This is a genomic window from Sphingomonas sp. Leaf62 (genome assembly GCF_001421915.1).
Classification (GTDB): Bacteria; Pseudomonadota; Alphaproteobacteria; order Sphingomonadales; family Sphingomonadaceae; genus Sphingomonas.
Window position 1 is genome coordinate 181844 of sequence record NZ_LMLN01000028.1, and the last position, 18969, is coordinate 200812.

Sequence of the window (18969 nt, forward strand, 5' to 3'; positions counted from 1 at the left end):
GTGGCTGATGGCCATAGCGGAGGGTGTCGGGCCCGTGACCGATCGATCGGTCGACGGAAGTCTGACCGCGCGGCTAAGCGCGTTGATGTTCATGCAGTTCTTCATCTGGGGAGCGTGGCAGGTCACGCTCGGCCTGGTGATGCAGACGGTCGGAATCGGCAATCTGATCGGCAACGCGTTTTCGATGGGGCCGATCGCGTCGATCGTCGGGTCGCTGCTGCTCGGCATGGTCGCGGTGCGCTATGTCGCGCCGCGCATGTTGATGGTCATCCTGCATCTGGTCGGCGGCGTGCTGCTGTACCTGCTGCCGACGCTGCTGACCCCGGAAAAGGGCGGGACGTTCGTGTGGCTGCTGCTCGGCTACATGATCCTGTATATGCCGACCGTCGGCCTTGCGAACACGATCGCGCTTAAGAGCTTCGGCGATCGGACCGACAATTTCCCGTTCGTCCGCGCGTTCGGCACGATCGGCTGGATCGCCGCCGGCCTCATCATCGGCTGGGCGGGACTGTCCGCCAGCCCGAAGATCTTCTGGGTCGCGGCGGTCGTGTCGATCGCGCTGGGCGTCTACAGCTTCACCCTGCCGGCGGTCGAGGCCGACAAGCCGCAGGGCGGCAGCGTGCTGGCGCAAGTCTTCTGCGTCGAGGCATTCGGGCTGATGCGGCAGAAGTCGTTTCTAATCTTCATCCTCTGTGCGACGCTGATCTCGGTGCCGCTGGCGATGTATTACGCCTATGCCTCGCCCTATGTCGGCGCGGCGGGGATCGAGAATGTCAGCGGGACGCTGGCGATCGGGCAGATGTCCGAACTGGTCTTCATGTTCTCGATGCCTTGGCTCTATCGCCGCTTCGGCGTGAAGCCGCTGCTGCTGGTCGGCATGGCCGCGTGGGCGCTGCGCTATGCGCTGTTCGCGATCGGTGACGGCGGGTCGGGGCTGTGGGCGATCTATCTCGGTGTCGCGCTGCACGGCGTGTGCTACGACTTCTTCTTCGTCGCCGGGGCGATCTATGTCGGCACCATCGCCACGCCGAAGGGCGTCAATGCGCAGGCGCAGGGCATGCTGACGCTGTTCACCTATGGCGTCGGGATGCTGCTCGGCTCGCAGATCGGCGCGATGATCTATGCGCAGTTGCCGGCCACGCCGACCATCGCCGACTGGCAGGGCATGTGGATCTATCCGGCGGTCGCCGCCGCAGCGATCGCGCTGCTGTTCCAATTCACGTTCCGCGACGATCGTCGCAAGGAGACGCTGGCATGACGGGAATGAAGGGGCCGGGCATTTTCCTCGCGCAGTTCATGGGCGACAAGGCACCGTTCGACACGCTGGAGAACATGGCCGAATGGGCCGCGGGCTTGGGCTATGTCGGCGTGCAGATCCCGTGCGACACGCGGCTGATCGACCTGAAGACCGCGTCGGAGAGCAAGGACTATTGCGACGATCTGCGCGGCAAGCTGGCGCAGCACGGTATCGAAGTGACCGAGCTGTCGACCCATTTGCAGGGGCAGCTGGTCGCGGTCCACCCCGCCTATGACACGCTGTTCGACGGCTTCGCGCCGCCCGAAGTGCATGGCAAGCCCGCAGAGCGGCAGGTCTGGGCGGTCGAGCAGGTCAAGATGGCGGCGAAGGCCAGCGCGAACCTTGGGCTGAAGGCGCATGCGACCTTCTCCGGTGCGCTGGCATGGCCCTATGTCTATCCGTGGCCGCAGCGGCCCGCCGGGCTGGTCGAGGAAGCGTTTGCCGAACTGGCGCGGCGCTGGACCCCGATTCTCGACGTGTTCGAGGACAATGGCGTACATTGCGCGTTCGAGGTCCATGCCGGCGAAGACCTGCACGACGGGGCGACATGGGAACGCTTCCTCGAGGCGGTGAAGGGGCACAATGCCGCGCGGCTGCTGTTCGATCCGTCGCATTACGTGCTGCAACAGCTCGATTATCTCGACTTCATCGATCGCTATCACGACCGGATTTCGTGCTTCCACGTCAAGGATGCCGAATATAATCCGACCGGGCGCTCGGGCGTTTATGGCGGCTATCAGGACTGGGTCGATCGTCCGGGGCGGTTCCGCTCGCTGGGCGACGGACAGGTCGATTTTTCGGGCGTGTTCAGCCGCATGGCGCAATATGGCTATGACGGCTGGGCGGTGCTCGAATGGGAGTGCGCGCTCAAGAACTCCGACGATGGTGCCAGCGAAGGCGCTCCGTTTATCGAAGCGCATATGATCAAGCTGACCGATCACGCCTTTGACGATTTCGCCAAGAGCGGCGTCGACCGCACGGCGATCCGCAAGCTGATGGGATTGTCGGCGGAATGAGCGGCAAGGCGTTGAAGCTGGGCATGGCCGGCGGTGGCGAGGGCGCGTTCATCGGCGCAATCCACCGCAAGGCGGCGGCGCTGGACGGCGACTGGCAGTTGGTGGCCGGCGCGTTCAGCAGTGATGCCGACCGCAACGCGCGCAGCGGTGCGTCGCTCGGGCTCGACCCGCAGCGTGTCCATGGCGATCTGAACGCGCTGATCGCCGCCGAACGCGCGCTCCCGGAGGGCGAGCGGATCGACGCGCTGGCGATCGTCACGCCGAACCACCTGCATGCGCCGATGGCGATCGCCGCACTGGAAGCGGGCATCAACGTCTTCTGCGAAAAACCGATGGCGATGAGCAGCGACGAAGCCCGCGCCATCGCCGCCGCGGCGCGCAAGAGCGGGGCGAAATTCGCGCTGGCCTTCACGTACAGCGGTTACCCGCTGGTCGAAGAGGCGCGCACCCGCGTCGCGCGCGGCGATCTAGGAAAAATCCGGCTCGTTCAGGTCGAGTATCTGCAAGGGTGGCTAAGTTTACCAATCGATGGCGAAGGCAACAAACAAGCCGAATGGCGCACCGATCCGGCGAAAGCCGGGCTGGGCGGCTGTCTGGGCGATATCGGCACCCATGCCTTTCACCTTGCCGAGCATGTCTCGGGCGTGCGGGTGAGCGAGGTGTCGGCCGACCTGACCGCGCATGTCGCCGGGCGGCGGCTCGACGACGATGTCAGCGCGCTGCTGCGCTTCGATGGCGGCGCACGCGGTACGCTGAAGGCCAGTCAGGTCGCGGCGGGTGAGGAGAATGGCCTGAAACTGCGTGTGTCGGGCGAGCTCGGCACGCTCGAATGGGCGCAGATGGAGCCGAACACGCTGACGCTGCGCTGGCTCGACCGGCCGGCCGAAGTGGTGCGGGCGGGCGGGCCGGGGCTGGCCGGATCGACCCAGGCAATGCTGCGTACGCCTTCGGGCCATCCCGAGGGCTATATCGAAGCCTTTGCCAATCTGTATCAAGGGTTTGCGGCGGCGATTCGCGGGCAGGACGAACGCTTCGTCCCCGGCCTGACCGATGGTCTGCGGACGATGAATTTTATCGAGGCGGTGATCGCGAATGCGAGCTCCGACCGAAAATGGACCCCAGTGGAAGCGGGAGAGTAAAGATGAAACTGCTGACGGGTATGGCAATCGTGGGTGCGGCCGGTGCGACCGCGCTGCTTGCCACTGCGACGCCAACCACCGCCCAGACCGCGGCACCGCCCGCGTTCAACGCCTGCAAGGCGTGCCACACGGTCAACAAGGGTGGCCGCAATGGCATCGGCCCCAATCTGTTCGGCGTGGTCGGACGGCCTGCGGCGTCGGTGCCGGGCTTCAACTATTCGCCGGCGATGAAGGCGTCAAAGTTGCGCTGGGACGCCAAGACGCTCGACGCGTATCTGACGGCACCGGCCAAGAAGGTGCCGGGTACGCGGATGCCGATCTCGACGCCCGATCCGGCGAAGCGTGCCGCCATCATCGCCTATCTGACGTCGGCCAAGTGAGCGGCGTGTCGCGGCGCACGGTCATCGCAGGGGCCGCCGCCGCGACGCTGGCCACCGGCGTACGTGCGTCGCAACGCCGCGAAGGCGGCGGCAGCAACGCTGCGCGCTTCTCGCTGAAATTCGCGCCGCACGAAGGCAGCTTCGCCAGCCGTGGCGACCGGATCGAACAGATCGCCTATGCCGCCGATCAGGGCTTCATGGCGTGGGAAGATAACGAGGCGGCCGGGCGCAGTATCGCCGAACAGACGGCGATGGCGAAGGCGCTGCAACAGCGCGGCATGACGATGGGTGTGTTCGTCGCCAGCATGCCGAAATGGGCGCAGTCGCGGCCCCTGTTGGGGGCGAACGACGGTGCCGAGCGCGAAGCGTTCCTGAACGACATCCGCGCGTCGATCGAGGTCGCCAAGCGGCTGTCGGCGACGCGGATGACGGTGGTGACCGGGTTCATGGACCCGAAGGTGCCGCAGGACATCCAGACCGCACGGGTCATCGACGTGATGCGCCGCGCGGGCGATATCGTCGCGCCGCACGACATCGCCATGGTCATGGAACCGCTGAATACGCGGACCAACCATCCCGGCGTCTATATGCAGACCGTAGCGCAGGGCTATGCCGTCGCGCGCGGTGCGAACAGTCCGGGGGTCAAGGTCCTTGCCGATCTGTATCACGAACAGATCCAGTCGGGGAATCTGATCCCGACGCTCGACAGCTGCTGGGACGAGATCGGTTATATCCAGTTCGGCGACAATCCCGGCCGCAACGAGCCGGGTACCGGCGAAATCAACTATGCCACCGTCGTCAAATGGCTGCGGAACAAGCGCTATGCCGGCGTGATCGGCATGGAACATGGCAATTCGATCAAGGGTCGGCCGGGGGAGGATGCGCTGGTCGCAGCCTATCGCCGGATCGATCACGCATGAAGGGGAGGGGATGATGAGGCTCCGTACGATAACGGTGCTCGGATCGGTGCTGACGGCGCTGGCGGGCTCGGCCGGCGCGCAGGACAAGCCGGGTTTCAGGGATACGCCGGTACTGCCGGGCGGACAGTGGAAGGTGCACGACGCCGACCGGCCGACGCCGACGGTGGTGACGCCGGCGGCACAGCCGGGCGGTGCGCCGTCCGATGCGATCGTGCTGTTCGACGGGCGCTCGACCGACGCGTGGTCCCCGAAGGGTACGCCATGGCCGGTGAAGGACGGTGTGATGACCGTACCGCCGCGGGGGCCGGGTGGCAAAGGTGGCGGCGATCTGGTGTCGAAGCAGAGCTTCGGCGACGTGCAGCTCCACCTCGAATTCCGCAGCCCCAATCCGCCGACCAAGACGTCGCAGGATCGCGGCAACAGCGGCATCTGGTTCATGCAGCGCTACGAGGTTCAGATCCTCGATGGCTATCAGAACCCGACCTATGCCGATGGCACGGTCGGCGCGGTCTATGGCTTCAAGCCGCCGCTGGTGAATGCGTCGCGCAAACCGGGCGAATGGCAGACCTATGACGTCGTGTTCGAACGGCCGCGCTTCGCCGCCGACGGGTCGCTGGTGCGACCGGCCTATGTCACCGCGATCCTGAACGGGGTAGTGGTACAAAATCATCAGGCGATGCTCGGCACGACCATCTGGCGGCAGATCGCGAAGTACGAGGCGCATGGCGACGCCGCGCCGATCCAGTTGCAGGATCATGATTCGCCGGTGTCGTTCCGCAACATCTGGGTACGACCGCTGCCCGAGAGCGCGATCGCGCAGGACCTGAAGGAGAACAGCAAATGATCGATCGCAGGACGGCCCTGGCCGGTGTCGCGGCGATGTTCGGCACCGCGCTGTACGCGCCGCTCGCGCGCGCTGTCGGTGCGCAAGGACCGGTAAGCGTGCCGACGATCAGCGATGGTCCGCCGAGCGCCGCCGTGTTCACCGCGCCGCAACGCGCGCTGATGACGGGCTTGAGCGAACGCGTCATCCCGACCACCGATACGCCGGGCGCGATCGCCGCGGGCGTGCCGGCCTATATCGAGAAGCTGCTGGCCGACTGGTCCTATCCGGCCGAGCGGGTGCCGATCGTCGCCGGGCTGGATGCGATTGAGAAGCGCAGCATGGCGGATTACAAGGTCACGGGTGCCAAGGCGACGCCGGCGCAGCAGGACGCGTTGCTGACGCTGGCGATGAAGGACCAGATTCCGGGCGGCAAGACCTTCTTCGAAGCATTCCGCCAGCTGGTCATCGCCGGCTATTATACGTCGGAAATTGGCATGACGCAGGAGCGCGAATATCTGCCGGTACCGGGCGAATATAACGGTGCCTTTCCCTATTCGCAGGTCAACAAGGTGTACAGCGCATGATCGTCAATCGCAGGCACGTCCTGGCCGGTGCAGGCGGCATCGCCGCACTCGGCGTCACCGGCATCGCACAGGCAGCCCAGATCAAGGCCGTCGGGATCCAGCTCTATACGGTGCGCGAGCTGTTCCAGAAGGACCCGGTCAAGACGCTCGGCGACCTTGCCCGTATCGGCTATAAGGAAGTCGAATATGGCGGTGGCGGCTATGATGCCATGGATCATAAACTGCTGCGGCGGACGATGGACCGGCTGGGCCTCAAGGCCCCGTCGATCCATGTGCCGTACGAAGCGTTGCTCGGCGCGTTCGACAAGCAGGTCGAAATGGCCAAGACGCTGGGTGCCGATACGGTCGTTCTGCCGTACATGGTCGACCAGCATCGCAACGAAGCCGGCTGGAATGCGGCGATGCCGAACTTCAACCGCTTCGCGCGCGACCTGCGCAAGGCCGGGCTGGGCTTCGCCTATCATAACCACGACTTCGAATTCACGGTGAAGCCGGGCGGGGTCAGCCTGTACGAGCGGTTGCTGAAGGCGACCGATCCGGCGCTGGTGAAGATCGAGCTCGACCTGTACTGGGTCGGCCATGCCGGCGAAGATGTCGGCGCATGGATCGACCGGCTCGGGCCGCGGCTATACGCGTATCACGTCAAGGACGCGCGCGCCGATGGCAGCATGACCGCGGTCGGCGCCGGCAAGACCGATTTCGCCGCGCTGTTCCGCCGTCGCGGCAGTGCCGGCGTCCGCCACTTCTATGTCGAGAATGATCAGGCGCCCGCGCCCTATCTGCCCGACGTCACCACCAGCTTCCAGACGCTCAAGGCGCTGCGCTACTAAAACGATTACCCTTGGAGGGGAAACATGGCAGTCACCAACAGGTTCGACGCGATCGTCATCGGATCGGGCGTCAGCGGCGGGTTCGCCGCCAAGGAATTGACCGAAAAGGGCCTGCGCGTCCTGATGCTCGACCGTGGCCACATGGTCGAGCATATCGAAGGCTATCCGTATGACGGCAAGCCGGCCTATGAGGTGCCGGCGCGCAATCAAATGCCCAAGCCGCTGATGGACAGCGACTATTTCATCGCCAAACATGGGTATGTATCACCGAGCAACCAATCCTTCTACAACGACGATCGGTTGAACCCCTATGCGTTCGACGAAGGCGAGAAATTCTACTGGATTCGCCCGGCGGCAGTCGGCGGAAAGTCACTGATCTGGGGGCGCTGGACGTTCCGGTGGAGCGCCGACGATTTCGAGGCGAACAAGCGCGAGGGTGTCGATGGCACGTGGCCGATCGGCTATGACGACGTCGCGCCGTGGTACAGCTATGTCGAAAAGTACATCGGCGTATCGGGATCACGTGAGAATCTGCCGTACCTGCCGGACAGCGAATTCCAGCCGGCGATGCCAATGAACGTCGCGGAAAAGTGGTTGAAGCAGGAGCTGGAAACCAAGTTTCCGGGTCGCAAGCTGATCAATAGCCGCCTGTCCAACATGACCGAGGACAAGCCGGATCAGAACCGCAGCAAGTGCCAGTTCCGTAACCAGTGCGGCAATGGCTGTTCGTTCGGTGCCTATTTCTCGACGCAGGCGGTGACGCTGCCGGCGGCACGGGCGACGGGGCGGCTGACGCTGCGGTCGGATGCGGTCGTCACGAATCTTGAATATGACGCTGCACGCAAGAAGGTAACCGGCGTCCGCTTTATCGATGCCAAGACGGGGCAGGCGGAGACGGTGCAGGCGAACCTGGTGTTCCTGTGCGCGTCGGCGATGGCTTCGACGCAGATCCTGATGAACTCGCGGATGGGCGGCGGCGGTCGCAGCCATTTCGACGCCAGCGGCACGCTGGGCCGCTATGTCATGGACCATATCTTCCGCGTCGGGGTCGAGGGCGAAATTCCCGGCATGACCGACCTGATCGAATATGGCCGGCGGCCGGGCGGAGTCTATGTCCCGCGTTTCCGCAACCTGAAGGGGGAGGAAGGCGTCGGCTTCCGTCGGGGCTATGGCTATCAGGGAAGCGCCCGGCGCGAACCGATGGCACCCGTCGGCTTCGGCAAGGACATGAAGCACGGCATGCGGCAATATGGCCCGTGGAAGTTCGGAATGGGCGCGTTCGGCGAATGCCTTCCCTATGCCGACAACCGCGTGTCGCTGCACACGAACAAGGTCGACCGGTTCGGCGTGCCGTTGATGAAGTTCGACGTGAAGTTCCGCGACAACGAGCTGAAGATGATGGCCGATTCCCGCATCGAGGGCGAGAAGATGCTGAAGGCGGCGGGCCTGACCAATGTCCGCAGCTATGAAGGCGAGCATGTCCCCGGCGACGCGATCCACGAAATGGGCGGTGCCCGCATGGGTGCCGATCCGCGCAAGTCGGTGCTGAACGGCTGGAGCCAGGCGCATGACGCGTCGAACCTTTACGTCACCGACGGCGCGCAAATGGCATCGGTATCGTGCGTCAACCCGTCGCTGACCTTCATGGCGCTGACTGCCCGTGCGGCCGACCATGCGGTGCGGACCAAGCCCTGGGCGTAAGGGGGCGGTAAGCGGCGGCCCTTTGTTCGGGTGACGTTGGAGTGTTTTGGCACGTCCGTGCCGCCAATGTCACCCCGGCACGCTCATGCCCGCGCACAGGCGGATGGTAAGGGTTACGGAAGCAACCGCTTGCTTTGCATGGCACCGTACCCCCGCCGGCGCAGGGGTACGGTGTGGATGTCGGATGTTCCTGCAGCTATCGCGGCGGCCGTAGCGGCGCGCATTCAGTCCACGTCGCCTGCCACTGATGTGCCGCCATCCGGCCGCAGTCCGAGCAGGATCAGCAACGTCCCCGCCACGCCTTCGATATCGTCCACCGCGACGTCGCGCGCTTCGATCTCGCGCGCTTCGAAGCCGTTGTTCGCGCCGAGATTGTCGAATGGGATCAGCGTCAGCGTCTCGCCGGTCCGCTCGATATCGACGCGCTTGGCCTCGCGCATGAACGTCTTGAAGTTCTTGACCGCGGCCGCGTCCTGAAACGGAATGAACTGCCGTTTCCATTGTTCGGGCGTCGGATCGGTTACACGCGCGCTCGATGCCGTCAGCGCTTCGCCGATCGCTTGAGCGATGATCGCTTTTTTGGCCGATTTGCCGAACCATCTGGGATCGGTGGCTATCGTATCGCCCGACGCGGTGCGGGAGACCGGCGCGACGATGATCCGGCCGTTGGTGAAATAGGCGACTGCCGATTGTTGCATCGCGCCGCTTTGGGCCGGAAACGGGGGCAGGGCAAGCGCGGGTCAGAAGCTCGGCAGGTTCGGATCACCGTCGGGCAGCGGCGTGTGGATGCCGCATTCGACCTTTTCCCAGCCGGCCCAGCGCCCCGAGCGCGGGTCTTCGCCCGGCTTCACGCGATTGGTGCAGGGTTGGCAGCCGATCGAGGGAAAACCTTGTTCAACCAGCGGGTGGCGCGGCAGATTGTGTTCGGCGAAGTATGCGTCGATATCGGCCGGGGTCCAGGTGATGAGCGGATTGACCTTCAACCGGCCGACCGTGTCCGACGTGTCGAGTTCGAAGCGCGGCAAGGCGGTGCGGGTCGCCGACTGGAACGCCTTGCGTCCGGTGAAGCTGGCATCGAACCCGGCCAGACCACGCGCAAGCGGTTCGACCTTGCGGATGTCGCAGCAGCCATCGGGGTCATAGGACCAGCGCAACCCGGTCGCGTCCTTTGCCGCCAGCAGCACCGGATCGGGACGCAGGTCGCGGAAATCGGTCAGGCCCAGCCGGTCGACCAGCAAGTCGCGGTACGCGAGCGTTTCGGGGAAATGCTTGCCGGTTTCGAGGAACAGCACGGGGACCGAGCGATCGACGGAGGCGATCAGGTGCAGCAGCACCGCGGATTCCGCGCCGAACGACGACACCGCCGTGACATTACCCAGCAGCTGCTCACCCAAGGCGACGGTCAGCATGTCGTGCGTCGATACGCCCTGAAAGCGTTCGTTCAGCGCCTGCGCATCGGCGGCGGTGAAGCGGGGGGCGATGTCCAGCCGGTCGCGGACGCGAATATCGGGGTCGGCATCAGCCATGACGTAATTTCCACACCGGCACCTGCCCATCGGCCGCCGATTGATAGACATGGTCATAGCGTTCCAGCGCGCGTTCGAGCGCGGCAGGATCGACCGGCGCGGCGGGCGCGAAGCTGTCGAAGCCGCAGCGACGCATCAGGGGGATTTGGTCGACCAGTACGTCGCCTTCGGCGCGCAGTTCGCCGGTATAGCCTGCTTCACGCAGGATACGTCCGGCGGAATAGCCACGGCCGTCGCGAAACTTGGGAAAGCTGACCTCGATCAGCGCCAGCCGGTCGATATGCGGCAGCAGCAGCCGGGCATCGTCGCCCGCCTCGATCCGGACGGCGGTTGCGTTCGACTGGCCGAGAAAGGCGTCGAGCGTGACGGCGGGTTCGTCATGCGCGGCGTCGTCGCGCAGGCGTAGCGGCTCGCTCATGCGGCGGCTCCTTCGTGGGGAATGCGAACGACGACCTTGATCTCGAACCGGAAGCCGGCGAGCCAAGTGACGCCAGCGGCGGTCAGCGCGGGCAGGGGGGCTTCGCCCCAATAAGCGGGGTGATGGGCGAACAGCAGCGGGAAGACTGCTTCGGGATCGGTCGTGAACAACTGTACGTCGATCACGTCCGCCGGGGTGCAGCCCGCGCCCGCCAGCACGGCAGTCAGGTTGGTAAAGGCGAGCGCGATCTCGTCCGCCAGATCGGGTTCGGGCGTGCCATCGGTCCGCGCGCCGACCTGTCCCGAGACGAACAGCAGCTCGCCGGCCCGGACGGCGGGTGAATAGCCATGTTCGGCATAAAGCGCGTGCGGTGCGGCCGGGAAAACGGCAGAACGCTTACCCATAAATGGCCTCCTTGAACGGTTCCATGCCGATCCGGCGATAGGTGTCGACGAAACGCTCGCCGGTCGCACGTTCGGCGAGATAACGGTCGGTCACCCGCTCGATCGCGTCGACTACGCCGTCCTCCGAGAAGCCGGGGCCGGTGATCTTGGCGAGCGAAACGTCCTCCGCACCCGATCCCCCGAGCAACAGCTGGAAATTCTCGGTGCCCTTCCGGTCGACGCCGAGGATGCCGATATGGCCGGCGTGGTGATGGCCGCAGGCGTTGATGCAGCCGCTGATCTTGAGCTTCAGCTCGCCCAGATCGCGCTGGCGCACCGGATCGGCAAAGCGGTCGGCGATCTTCTGCGCGAGCGGGATCGAGCGCGCGTTGGCGAGGCTGCAATAATCGAGGCCGGGGCAGGCGATGATGTCGGTGATGAGGTCGAGATTCGCCTCGGCCAGCCCGATCTCGACCAGCCGGTCGTACACCGCGCGCAGGTCGGCCGAGCGGACGTGCGGCAGGACCATGTTCTGCGCATGCGTCACGCGCAGCTCGTCGAAGCTGTAGCGCTCGCCCAGATCGGCCATCGCATCGATCTGATCGGCCGAGGCGTCGCCGGGGATGCCGCCGGCGGGTTTCAGGCTGATCGTGACGATCGTATAGCCGGCGCGCTTGTGGGCGTGGGTATTCTGGTCGAGCCATGCGGCGAAGCCGGCGTCGCTGCGATCGACGGGCGCATCGGCCGAGGTGTCGGCGAAGGCGGGGTCGGCGAAGAAGGCGGCGATGCGGTCGAACTCGGCCTGCGGCGGATCGATGCCCAGCGTCTTGATATGCGCGAATTCCTCGGCGACTTCGGCGCGATATTGGTCGACGCCGATCTCGTGGATCAGGATCTTGATCCGCGCCTTGTACATATTGTCGCGGCGGCCGTAGCGGTTGTAGACCCGCAGGCACGCTTCGAGATAGCTCATCAGGTCGCCGAGCGGCACGAAGTCGTTGACCAGCGGCGCGATCATCGGCGTGCGGCCCATGCCGCCGCCGACATAGACCTGCGCGCCGGCCACCCCGTCCTGCTCGACGATGCGCAGGCCGATGTCGTGGAGGCGCATCGCCGCGCGGTCCTCGTCAGCGGCGATGACCGCGATCTTGAACTTGCGCGGCAGGTAGCTGAATTCGGGATGGAAGGTCGACCATTGGCGTAGCAGCTCGGCCCATGGGCGCGGGTCGGTCGTCTCGTCGGCGGCGGCACCGGCGAACTGGTCGGAGCTGATGTTGCGGATGCAGTTGCCGCTGGTCTGGATGGCGTGCATCTCGACCTTGGCCAGCTTTTCGAGGATGTCGGGCGTGTCGGCCAGCTTGATCCAGTTGAACTGAAGGTTCTGACGTGTCGTGAAGTGGCCGTAGCCGCGATCATAGGTACGGGCGATGTCGGCCAGCAGCCGCATCTGCGCCGACGACAATGTGCCATAGGGGATGGCGACGCGCAGCATATAGGCGTGAAGCTGGAGATAAAGGCCGTTCATCAGCCGCAGCGGCTTGAACTGATCTTCGGTCAGATGGCCCGACAGACGGCGTTCGACCTGATCGCGGAATTCGGCGACGCGGGCATCGACGATGGACTGGTCATAGGTATCGTACTGGTACATCGCTTCTTCCTATTTCCTCCCCGGCACGGAGTATCGGGTTGACCATGCCCGGCATGGTCAAGGATCGTTCGGGGAACGATCCGACCCGATACTGGGGACCATCGCGTCGGCGATGGTGGAGGGGGTTCTCCACCAGCGCGGCGCTTGGGGACACCCCCCTCCACCAGCCTGCGGCTGGTCCCCCTCCCCATGCTGGGGAGGAGCTTGATTAGATGACCCACGCCCCGGCGTTCGGATCGGCGGGCTTGAGCGTCAGGTCGGTTCGCACCGTCGGACCCAGCGCCCGGATGCGGTCCTTGATATGCGCCGGACGGGGGCCTTCGGGCGTCGCCACCGCGTCGATCACATAGGGCACGTTGACCCGCCGTGCCGCTTCCTCGACCGAGGCGATGCGTTCGCCGTCCTCGCCGACATCGGCGGCATCCTCGACATGGCGCGACCAGTCGCGGCCGGTCCACCACGTCACATCGCCGCTGGCAAGGTCGTTTCCGGTCAGTAGCTTCATGCCAGTGCCTCCACAGCCTTCGCCCAGTTGCCGAGCTTGTCCTCGGCATCGGCCAGTTGCACGACTTCCCCGACGACGATCACCGCCGGGCTCTGCACATCCTCGCGTGCGACCATCGGGCCGAGATCGGCGAGGAGGGTGCGCAGTGCGCGGGCGTCGGCATAGGTGCCGCGTTCCAGCACCGCGACGGGCATGTCGGGGGCGACGCCATCGGCCATCAGCTTGTCGGCAATGGCTTCGGCGGTCGCGACGCCCATGTAGATCACCAGCGTGCGGCCCTGTCCGGCGAGGCCCGACCAGTCCTGCTCGCTCAACCCCTTGCACTGGCCGGCGACGAAGCTGACCGCCGACGACCAGTCGCGATGGGTCAGCGGCAACATCGCGCCGGCCGCACAGCCGAGCGCGGCCGAGACGCCGGGAATGACCTCTACGGGCAGACCGGCGGCGCGTACCGCCTCCACCTCCTCGCCGCCGCGGCCGAAGATGAACGGGTCGCCGCCCTTCAACCGGATCACGATCGCGCCCGTTTTCACATGGGCGACGATCAGCGCGTTGATCGCTTCCTGTGGCAGGGTGTGGCGCGCGCGCTGCTTGGCGACCGAGATGCGCTGCGCGGTGGGTGGCGCCAAGTCGAGCACGCGCGGGTCGATCAGTCCGTCATGGACGACGACGTCGGCGGTCTTGAGCGCCTCCACCGCGCGGACGGTCAGCAGGCCGGGATCGCCCGGACCCGCCCCGACAAGGATGACGCGCCCGCGCGCGGTCGGATCGAGTAGCGTTGCCATGACAGCGTAGATGCGGCCGACGCCGTTCCCAGGCAACCGACGCTTGCTTGGGAGGGGGGAAGGGATTGTTTAGCGGGCTATTGGTTGCGCAGGCCGATGCCGATCGACGCGCGCGCCTGCTCGGCTTCGGCCGAGACGACCGGATAGGCGCAATAGTCGGCGGCATAATAGGCGGACGGACGATGATTGCCCGACCAGCCGATACCGCCGAACGGCGCGGCCGAGGAAGCGCCGTTGGTCGGGCGGTTCCAGTTGACGATGCCGGCACGGATATTGGCCCAGAAGCCGTCATACAGCTGCGGATCGGAGGAGATCAGCGAGGCCGACAGGCCGTAGCGGGTGTTGTTCGCCTCGGCGATGGCGGCTTCGAAGCTGTCGACGCGGAACACTTGCAGCAACGGCCCGAACAGTTCGACGTCGCTGCGTTCGGCGGTATCCGACATGTCGATGATGCCGGGGGTCAGGAATGGACGCCCGTCGACCAGCCGCTGCATGAAGCGAAGCGGACGCCCGCCGCGCGAGGTCAGCGACAGGAAGCTCTCCGTCAGCTGATCGGCGGCTTCGTTGTCGATGACCGGCCCCATGAACGGTGCGGGATCGGCATGGGGTTCGCCAACGATCAGGCGTTCGCACAGCCGGTTGATCTCGACCAGCAGCGGTTCGGCCAGCCGCCGTTCGACGATCAGGCGACGCGCGGCGGTGCATCGCTGTCCGGCGGAGGTGAACGCCGACTGCACGACCAGCACGGCGGCGGCATACAGGTCGGGCGTGCTCCAGACGATGATCGGGTTGTTGCCGCCCATTTCCAGCGCCAGAATTTTCTCCGGCGTTTCGGCGAACTGGCGGTTGAGCGCGATGCCGGTGCGGGCCGATCCGGTAAAGAGCAGGCCGTCGATATCGGGATGGCTGGCCAGGGCACGGCCCTGTTCGGGACCGCCGATCAACAGCCGGACGCAATCCTCGGGCACGCCGCCCGCGCGGTAGCAGTCGACGAGGAAGGCGCCGCTCGCCGGGGTTTTCTCCGACGGTTTGAACACGACCGCATTGCCGGCGATCAGCGCCGGGATGATATGGCCGTTGGGCAGATGCGCCGGGAAATTATACGGCCCCAATACCGCCAGCACGCCATGCGGTTTGTGGCGAAGCGCCATGCGGGAACTGGACTGTGCCTCCAGCCGCCGCTGGCTGGTACGTTCGCCGTATGCGGTGATCGAGATCTCGACCTTCGCTATGACCGTTTCCACCTCGGTCCGCGCTTCCCACAGCGGCTTGCCGGTTTCGCGGGCGATCACATCGGCAAACGCCTCCGACCGGCTGCGCACGACATTGGCGAAGCGGCGCATCGCCTCGATCCGGTAGGCGAGTGAACGCGAAGCCCAGCCGGCCCAGCCGGCCCGGGCGGCGGCGACTTCGGTATCGGCATCGCCGATCGGGGCACGCCACAGGGTCGCGCCGGTTGCGGGTTCGGTCGAGACGAGTTCGGCCATGCGTGGTTGTATCCGGCTCCTGTTTGCCGCGCATCCTTGGACCAGATCGCGCGACGATGCCAGTTATGTGCTACGATCGATCCGGTTCAGGCAAGCGCCTGTCCCATGCGGCGGATCGCGGCGACCTTTTCGTGGAACGGTGTCCAGTCGTCGCGTTCGGCGATGGCGGCCCAGATCGCCTCGACCTCGCCGATCAGTATCGAACAGGGCGTGCCGTCGGACCAATAGGAATGACTTCGGTCGCGGCGCGGACGATACTCCGACAGCAGCGCGCGAACATTCTCGAAGGCGGTCCAGTCGTCGCCCTCGGGTAGCCAGCCGCCGAACGCTTCGAAAAAGAAATCGTCGATCGGCATGTGCGAGGTGGCGAGCGCCGTCGTTAGCGCATCGGCGAGCGCGCGGTCGCTGGCCGGATCGATGGGGCGGACGCCCAGCCGCCATAGCAGCGCTTCGGCTGCCGCCGTCGCATGGCGTTCGGGGAAGGTTTCCAGCACCTCGATCAGCGGCGGTGCGTCGACCACGGTGCGCAGCGCCACCGCCAGTTGCATGACGTTCCAGTGCATCGCGTCGGGCTGACGGCCAAAGGCGTAAAGGCCGTGATGGTCGAAATAGGCGGCGGTGAACCCAACGTCCCATATAGGCGCGAACCGCCACGGACCATAGTCGAAACTCTCGCCGGTGACGTTGATGTTGTCGGTGTTGAGCACGCCGTGCACGAACCCGGCCGCCATGAACCGCCCGGCGAGCGTGGCGACCCGACCGACGACTTCGTCGAACAGGTCGATCGCGGGCGTGCTGCCCGGTGTGCGACCATGCAGGCGGGTCAGGACATAGTCGACCAGCCGGTGCATCGCGTCGGCATCCCGTTCGTAGGCGAGACGCTGGAACGTGCCGATACGGACATGGCTGTGGTTCAGCCGGACCAGCACCGCCGAACGGGTCGGTGATGGTTCGTCGCCGCGGACCAGTTCCTCGCCGGTCTCGATCAGCGAGAAGCTGCGCGAGGTCGGGACGTTCAGCGCCTCCAGCATCTCGGTCGCCAGCACTTCGCGCACGCCCCCTTTCAGCGTCAGACGCCCGTCGCCGAACCGGCTGTACGGTGTCTGGCCCGACCCTTTGGTGCCGAGGTCGAGCAGACGGTCGCGGTCGTCGGTCGCCTGCGCGAACACGAAGCCGCGTCCATCGCCGATATCGGGGTTGTACGACTGAAACTGGTGGCCGTGATAGCGCAGCGCCAGCGGTTGGGGGATGCTGCCGGGCAGGGGGGCGAAGCGGCCGAAATGGTCGAGCCATGCTTCGTCGGTCAGGGGCAGGGTGTCGGCGGTACCGTCGCCCGACACGATGCCGATCTGCGCCGCCGCATGGTCGTTGCGAAAGCGCAGGATGTGCGCCGGGAAGGACGCCGGGGCCACGGCGTCGTAGAACGGATCGCCGAGACCCAGAATATCGGTGCGGGGGCGATAGCGAGCGGGTTGCGGGTTTTCGGCCATGCGGCGATATGGGGGGCGATGGCGCTATCCGACAAGCAACGCTTCACCGATGGCTATTGGTGGTCGAACGACGGCCTCCGGCTGCATTATCGCGACTATGGCGGACGGGGCGACCGGCCGGCGATCCTGTGCCTGCACGGGCTGACCCGCAATGCGCGCGACTGGGAGGATGTCGCCGACCGGCTGGCGGGCGAATGGCGGCTGATCGTGCCCGAGATGCGCGGGCGCGGCGAGAGCGGCTATGCCCGCGATCCGATGACCTATGTGCCGCTGGTGTATCTGCAGGATGTCGAGGCGCTGCTCAACCAGCTCGAGTTGCCGCAGGTCGTGGCGTTCGGCACCTCGCTCGGCGGCATCCTGACGATGCTGCTGGCCGCGACCGATCGGGACCGGATCGCGGCGGCGCTGCTCAACGATGTCGGGCCGGAACTCGATCCGGTCGGTCTGGGGCGTATCCGCGGCTATGTCGGCCGGCAGGTCAGCCATCCGACATGGATGCACGCGGCGCGCGCGGTCGCCGAACATAATGGCGATGCCTATCCGGGCTATGAGGTGCGGGACTGGCTGCATATGGCCAAGCGGCTGCACCGGCTCAATTCGGCGGGCCGCATCATCCTCGACTACGACATGAAGATCGCCGAGCCGTTCCGCGTGCCGGGCAACGAGGCGGGGCCGGACATGTGGCGCGCCTATGCGGCATTGGCGGGCAAGCCGGTGTCGATCGTTCGCGGCGAATTGTCCGATATCCTGCCCGCGCAGGTCGGGGCGGCGATGGCCGAGCGGATCGACGGCGCCGAACTGACCATCGTTGAGCGGGTCGGCCATGCCCCGACGCTGACCGAACCGGCGGCGGCGGCGGCGATCGATCGGTTGCTGGCGCGGGTGGCGGGGGCGTGAGCGCACCGGTCCGCATTCTCCACCTCCATTCCTCCTTCGCCTATGGCGGCAAGGAGGCGCGGGCGGTGCGGCTGATGCACGCGTGGGGATCGAACGCGGTCCACACGATCGTGTCGGGCGTACCCGAGCGGACCGAGGCACAGGCCGCGATCGGTAGCCATATCCGGTACGAAATCGCGCAGAACCCGCCGCCGCTGACCGGCAAACCGTCGGTCGCGCGGTTCGAGGCGATCGCGAAGTTCATGCGCCGCTTCGATCTGGTGCTGACCTATAACTGGGGCGCGATCGACGGGGTGATGGCCAGGCGCGTGTTCGCCAAGGGTGCGCCGCCGGTGATCCATCACGAGGACGGCTTCAACGAGGATGAGGCGACTCGGCTGAATCCGGTGCGCAACCTGTATCGGCGCTTCGCGCTGGGTGCGGCCGACGCGCTGGTCGTGCCGTCGCAGCGGTTGTTGCAGGTGGCGCAGACGGCGTGGAAACAGCCCGATGGACGGCTGCACCTGATCGGTAACGGCGTGCCCGTCGCGCGGTTCGCGCACGGACCGGCACCCGATGCGATCCCCGGCTTTCGTCGCAAACCGGGTGAGATCGTGATCGGCTGCGTCGCCGGGTTGCGCGACGTGAAGGATCTGCCGCTGCTGGTACGGTCGGTCGGCGGGATTTCGGTCAAGATACGGCTGGTGATCGTCGGCGAAGGGCCGGAGCGGCAGGCGATCCTCGACGCGGCCGAGGCGATGGGGATCGACGACCGGGTCCACCTGCCCGGATTCCTGCCCGAGGCGTGGCGCTATATGGGGCTGTTCGATATCTTCGCGCTGTCGTCGAAGAGCGAGCAGCAGCCGATTTCGGTGATGGAGGCGATGGCGGCGGGGCTGCCGGTCGTCGCGCCCCCGGTCGGCGATATCGCGCGGATGGTGTCCGAACCGAACCGGCCGTATCTGGGCAACGACCGGATGGAGGTGCATCTGCGCGACCGGTTGCAGATGCTGGCGGTCGATGCCGCGGCCCGCCATTATGTCGGCGAGAGCAACCGCGCCAAGGCCTATGCCGAGTTCGACGAGGCGAAGATGATCGCGGCGTACAAGGCGTTGTATGAGCGGGCGCTGGGGCGGCCGGGGGCGTTGGGATAAGTGA

Annotated in this window: 20 protein-coding genes; 11 read left to right on the forward strand and 9 right to left on the reverse strand. The window is 65.9% G+C overall.

The window, feature by feature from the left end:
* Window positions 1-34 precede the first annotated feature (34 nt).
* From ASE91_RS12235 to ASE91_RS12275, 9 genes are read left to right on the forward strand one after another with little or no spacing between them, the layout of a single operon-like run.
* Window positions 35-1258 carry an MFS transporter gene (locus tag ASE91_RS12235; protein WP_235530465.1) on the forward strand — a complete coding sequence of 408 codons (1224 nt, stop codon included), beginning with the start codon at window positions 35-37 and terminating at the stop codon, window positions 1256-1258.
* Window positions 1255-2313, forward strand: coding sequence for a sugar phosphate isomerase/epimerase family protein (locus ASE91_RS12240; RefSeq protein ID WP_056626567.1), 1059 nt, complete (start codon window positions 1255-1257; stop codon window positions 2311-2313). The genes ASE91_RS12235 and ASE91_RS12240 overlap by 4 nt, the downstream gene beginning before the upstream one ends.
* Entirely contained in the window at window positions 2310-3452 is a 1143-nt protein-coding gene (locus ASE91_RS12245; protein ID WP_056626569.1) for a Gfo/Idh/MocA family protein, read from the forward strand. The genes ASE91_RS12240 and ASE91_RS12245 overlap by 4 nt, the downstream gene beginning before the upstream one ends.
* A 2-nt stretch (window positions 3453-3454) precedes the next feature.
* Complete coding sequence (locus ASE91_RS12250) at window positions 3455-3832, forward strand: c-type cytochrome (RefSeq protein ID WP_156347510.1); 378 nt, start codon at window positions 3455-3457, stop codon at window positions 3830-3832.
* A 5-nt stretch (window positions 3833-3837) separates the two neighbouring features.
* Window positions 3838-4752 carry a hydroxypyruvate isomerase family protein gene (locus ASE91_RS12255; protein ID WP_056627174.1) on the forward strand — a complete coding sequence of 305 codons (915 nt, stop codon included), beginning with the start codon at window positions 3838-3840 and terminating at the stop codon, window positions 4750-4752.
* 13 nt (window positions 4753-4765) lie between these two features.
* Window positions 4766-5596 carry a 3-keto-disaccharide hydrolase gene (locus tag ASE91_RS12260; RefSeq protein WP_055997128.1) on the forward strand — a complete coding sequence of 277 codons (831 nt, stop codon included), beginning with the start codon at window positions 4766-4768 and terminating at the stop codon, window positions 5594-5596.
* Window positions 5593-6162 carry a gluconate 2-dehydrogenase subunit 3 family protein gene (locus ASE91_RS12265; RefSeq protein WP_055995468.1) on the forward strand — a complete coding sequence of 190 codons (570 nt, stop codon included), beginning with the start codon at window positions 5593-5595 and terminating at the stop codon, window positions 6160-6162. Before ASE91_RS12260 ends, ASE91_RS12265 begins: the two co-directional genes overlap by 4 nt.
* On the forward strand, window positions 6159-6992 hold the full coding sequence (locus tag ASE91_RS12270; protein ID WP_056626570.1) for a sugar phosphate isomerase/epimerase family protein: 834 nt from the start codon (window positions 6159-6161) through the stop codon (window positions 6990-6992). The genes ASE91_RS12265 and ASE91_RS12270 overlap by 4 nt, the downstream gene beginning before the upstream one ends.
* 24 nt (window positions 6993-7016) lie before the next feature.
* Entirely contained in the window at window positions 7017-8693 is a 1677-nt protein-coding gene (locus ASE91_RS12275) for a GMC family oxidoreductase (RefSeq protein WP_056626572.1), read from the forward strand.
* 224 nt (window positions 8694-8917) lie between these two features.
* On the opposite strand, the gene ASE91_RS12280 is transcribed toward ASE91_RS12275, so the two are convergent.
* From ASE91_RS12280 to ASE91_RS12320, 9 genes are all read right to left on the reverse strand, one after another.
* Complete coding sequence (locus ASE91_RS12280; RefSeq protein WP_056626574.1) at window positions 8918-9391, reverse strand: hypothetical protein; 474 nt, start codon at window positions 9389-9391, stop codon at window positions 8918-8920.
* 42 nt (window positions 9392-9433) lie between these two features.
* Entirely contained in the window at window positions 9434-10219 is a 786-nt protein-coding gene (locus ASE91_RS12285; RefSeq protein WP_056626576.1) for a phosphoadenylyl-sulfate reductase, read from the reverse strand.
* Entirely contained in the window at window positions 10212-10637 is a 426-nt protein-coding gene (locus ASE91_RS12290) for a DUF934 domain-containing protein (protein ID WP_055995453.1), read from the reverse strand. Before ASE91_RS12290 ends, ASE91_RS12285 begins: the two co-directional genes overlap by 8 nt.
* Window positions 10634-11041: a Rid family hydrolase gene (locus tag ASE91_RS12295; protein ID WP_056626578.1), complete on the reverse strand. Its 408-nt coding sequence runs from the start codon at window positions 11039-11041 to the stop codon at window positions 10634-10636. Before ASE91_RS12295 ends, ASE91_RS12290 begins: the two co-directional genes overlap by 4 nt.
* The gene (locus tag ASE91_RS12300; protein WP_056626580.1) at window positions 11034-12668 is read right to left on the reverse strand and encodes a nitrite/sulfite reductase; all 1635 of its coding nucleotides are present in this window, start codon (window positions 12666-12668) and stop codon (window positions 11034-11036) included. Before ASE91_RS12300 ends, ASE91_RS12295 begins: the two co-directional genes overlap by 8 nt.
* A 208-nt stretch (window positions 12669-12876) precedes the next feature.
* On the reverse strand, window positions 12877-13173 hold the full coding sequence (locus ASE91_RS12305; RefSeq protein WP_056626582.1) for a DUF2849 domain-containing protein: 297 nt from the start codon (window positions 13171-13173) through the stop codon (window positions 12877-12879).
* Window positions 13170-13958: a uroporphyrinogen-III C-methyltransferase gene (gene cobA, locus ASE91_RS12310; protein ID WP_056626584.1), complete on the reverse strand. Its 789-nt coding sequence runs from the start codon at window positions 13956-13958 to the stop codon at window positions 13170-13172. Before cobA ends, ASE91_RS12305 begins: the two co-directional genes overlap by 4 nt.
* Before the next feature lie 77 nt (window positions 13959-14035).
* Window positions 14036-15445: a succinylglutamate-semialdehyde dehydrogenase gene (astD, locus tag ASE91_RS12315; RefSeq protein ID WP_055995439.1), complete on the reverse strand. Its 1410-nt coding sequence runs from the start codon at window positions 15443-15445 to the stop codon at window positions 14036-14038.
* Window positions 15446-15531: 86 nt separating this feature from the next.
* The gene (locus ASE91_RS12320; RefSeq protein WP_056626586.1) at window positions 15532-16935 is read right to left on the reverse strand and encodes a protein adenylyltransferase SelO family protein; all 1404 of its coding nucleotides are present in this window, start codon (window positions 16933-16935) and stop codon (window positions 15532-15534) included.
* An 18-nt stretch (window positions 16936-16953) separates the two neighbouring features.
* Here ASE91_RS12320 and ASE91_RS12325 point away from each other — a divergent pair, with 18 nt between their 5' ends.
* Together ASE91_RS12325 and ASE91_RS12330 are read left to right on the forward strand one after the other, a co-directional pair.
* Window positions 16954-17832: an alpha/beta fold hydrolase gene (locus ASE91_RS12325; protein WP_056626588.1), complete on the forward strand. Its 879-nt coding sequence runs from the start codon at window positions 16954-16956 to the stop codon at window positions 17830-17832.
* Window positions 17829-18965, forward strand: coding sequence for a glycosyltransferase (locus ASE91_RS12330; protein WP_056626610.1), 1137 nt, complete (start codon window positions 17829-17831; stop codon window positions 18963-18965). The genes ASE91_RS12325 and ASE91_RS12330 overlap by 4 nt, the downstream gene beginning before the upstream one ends.
* Window positions 18966-18969: the final 4 nt, after the last annotated feature.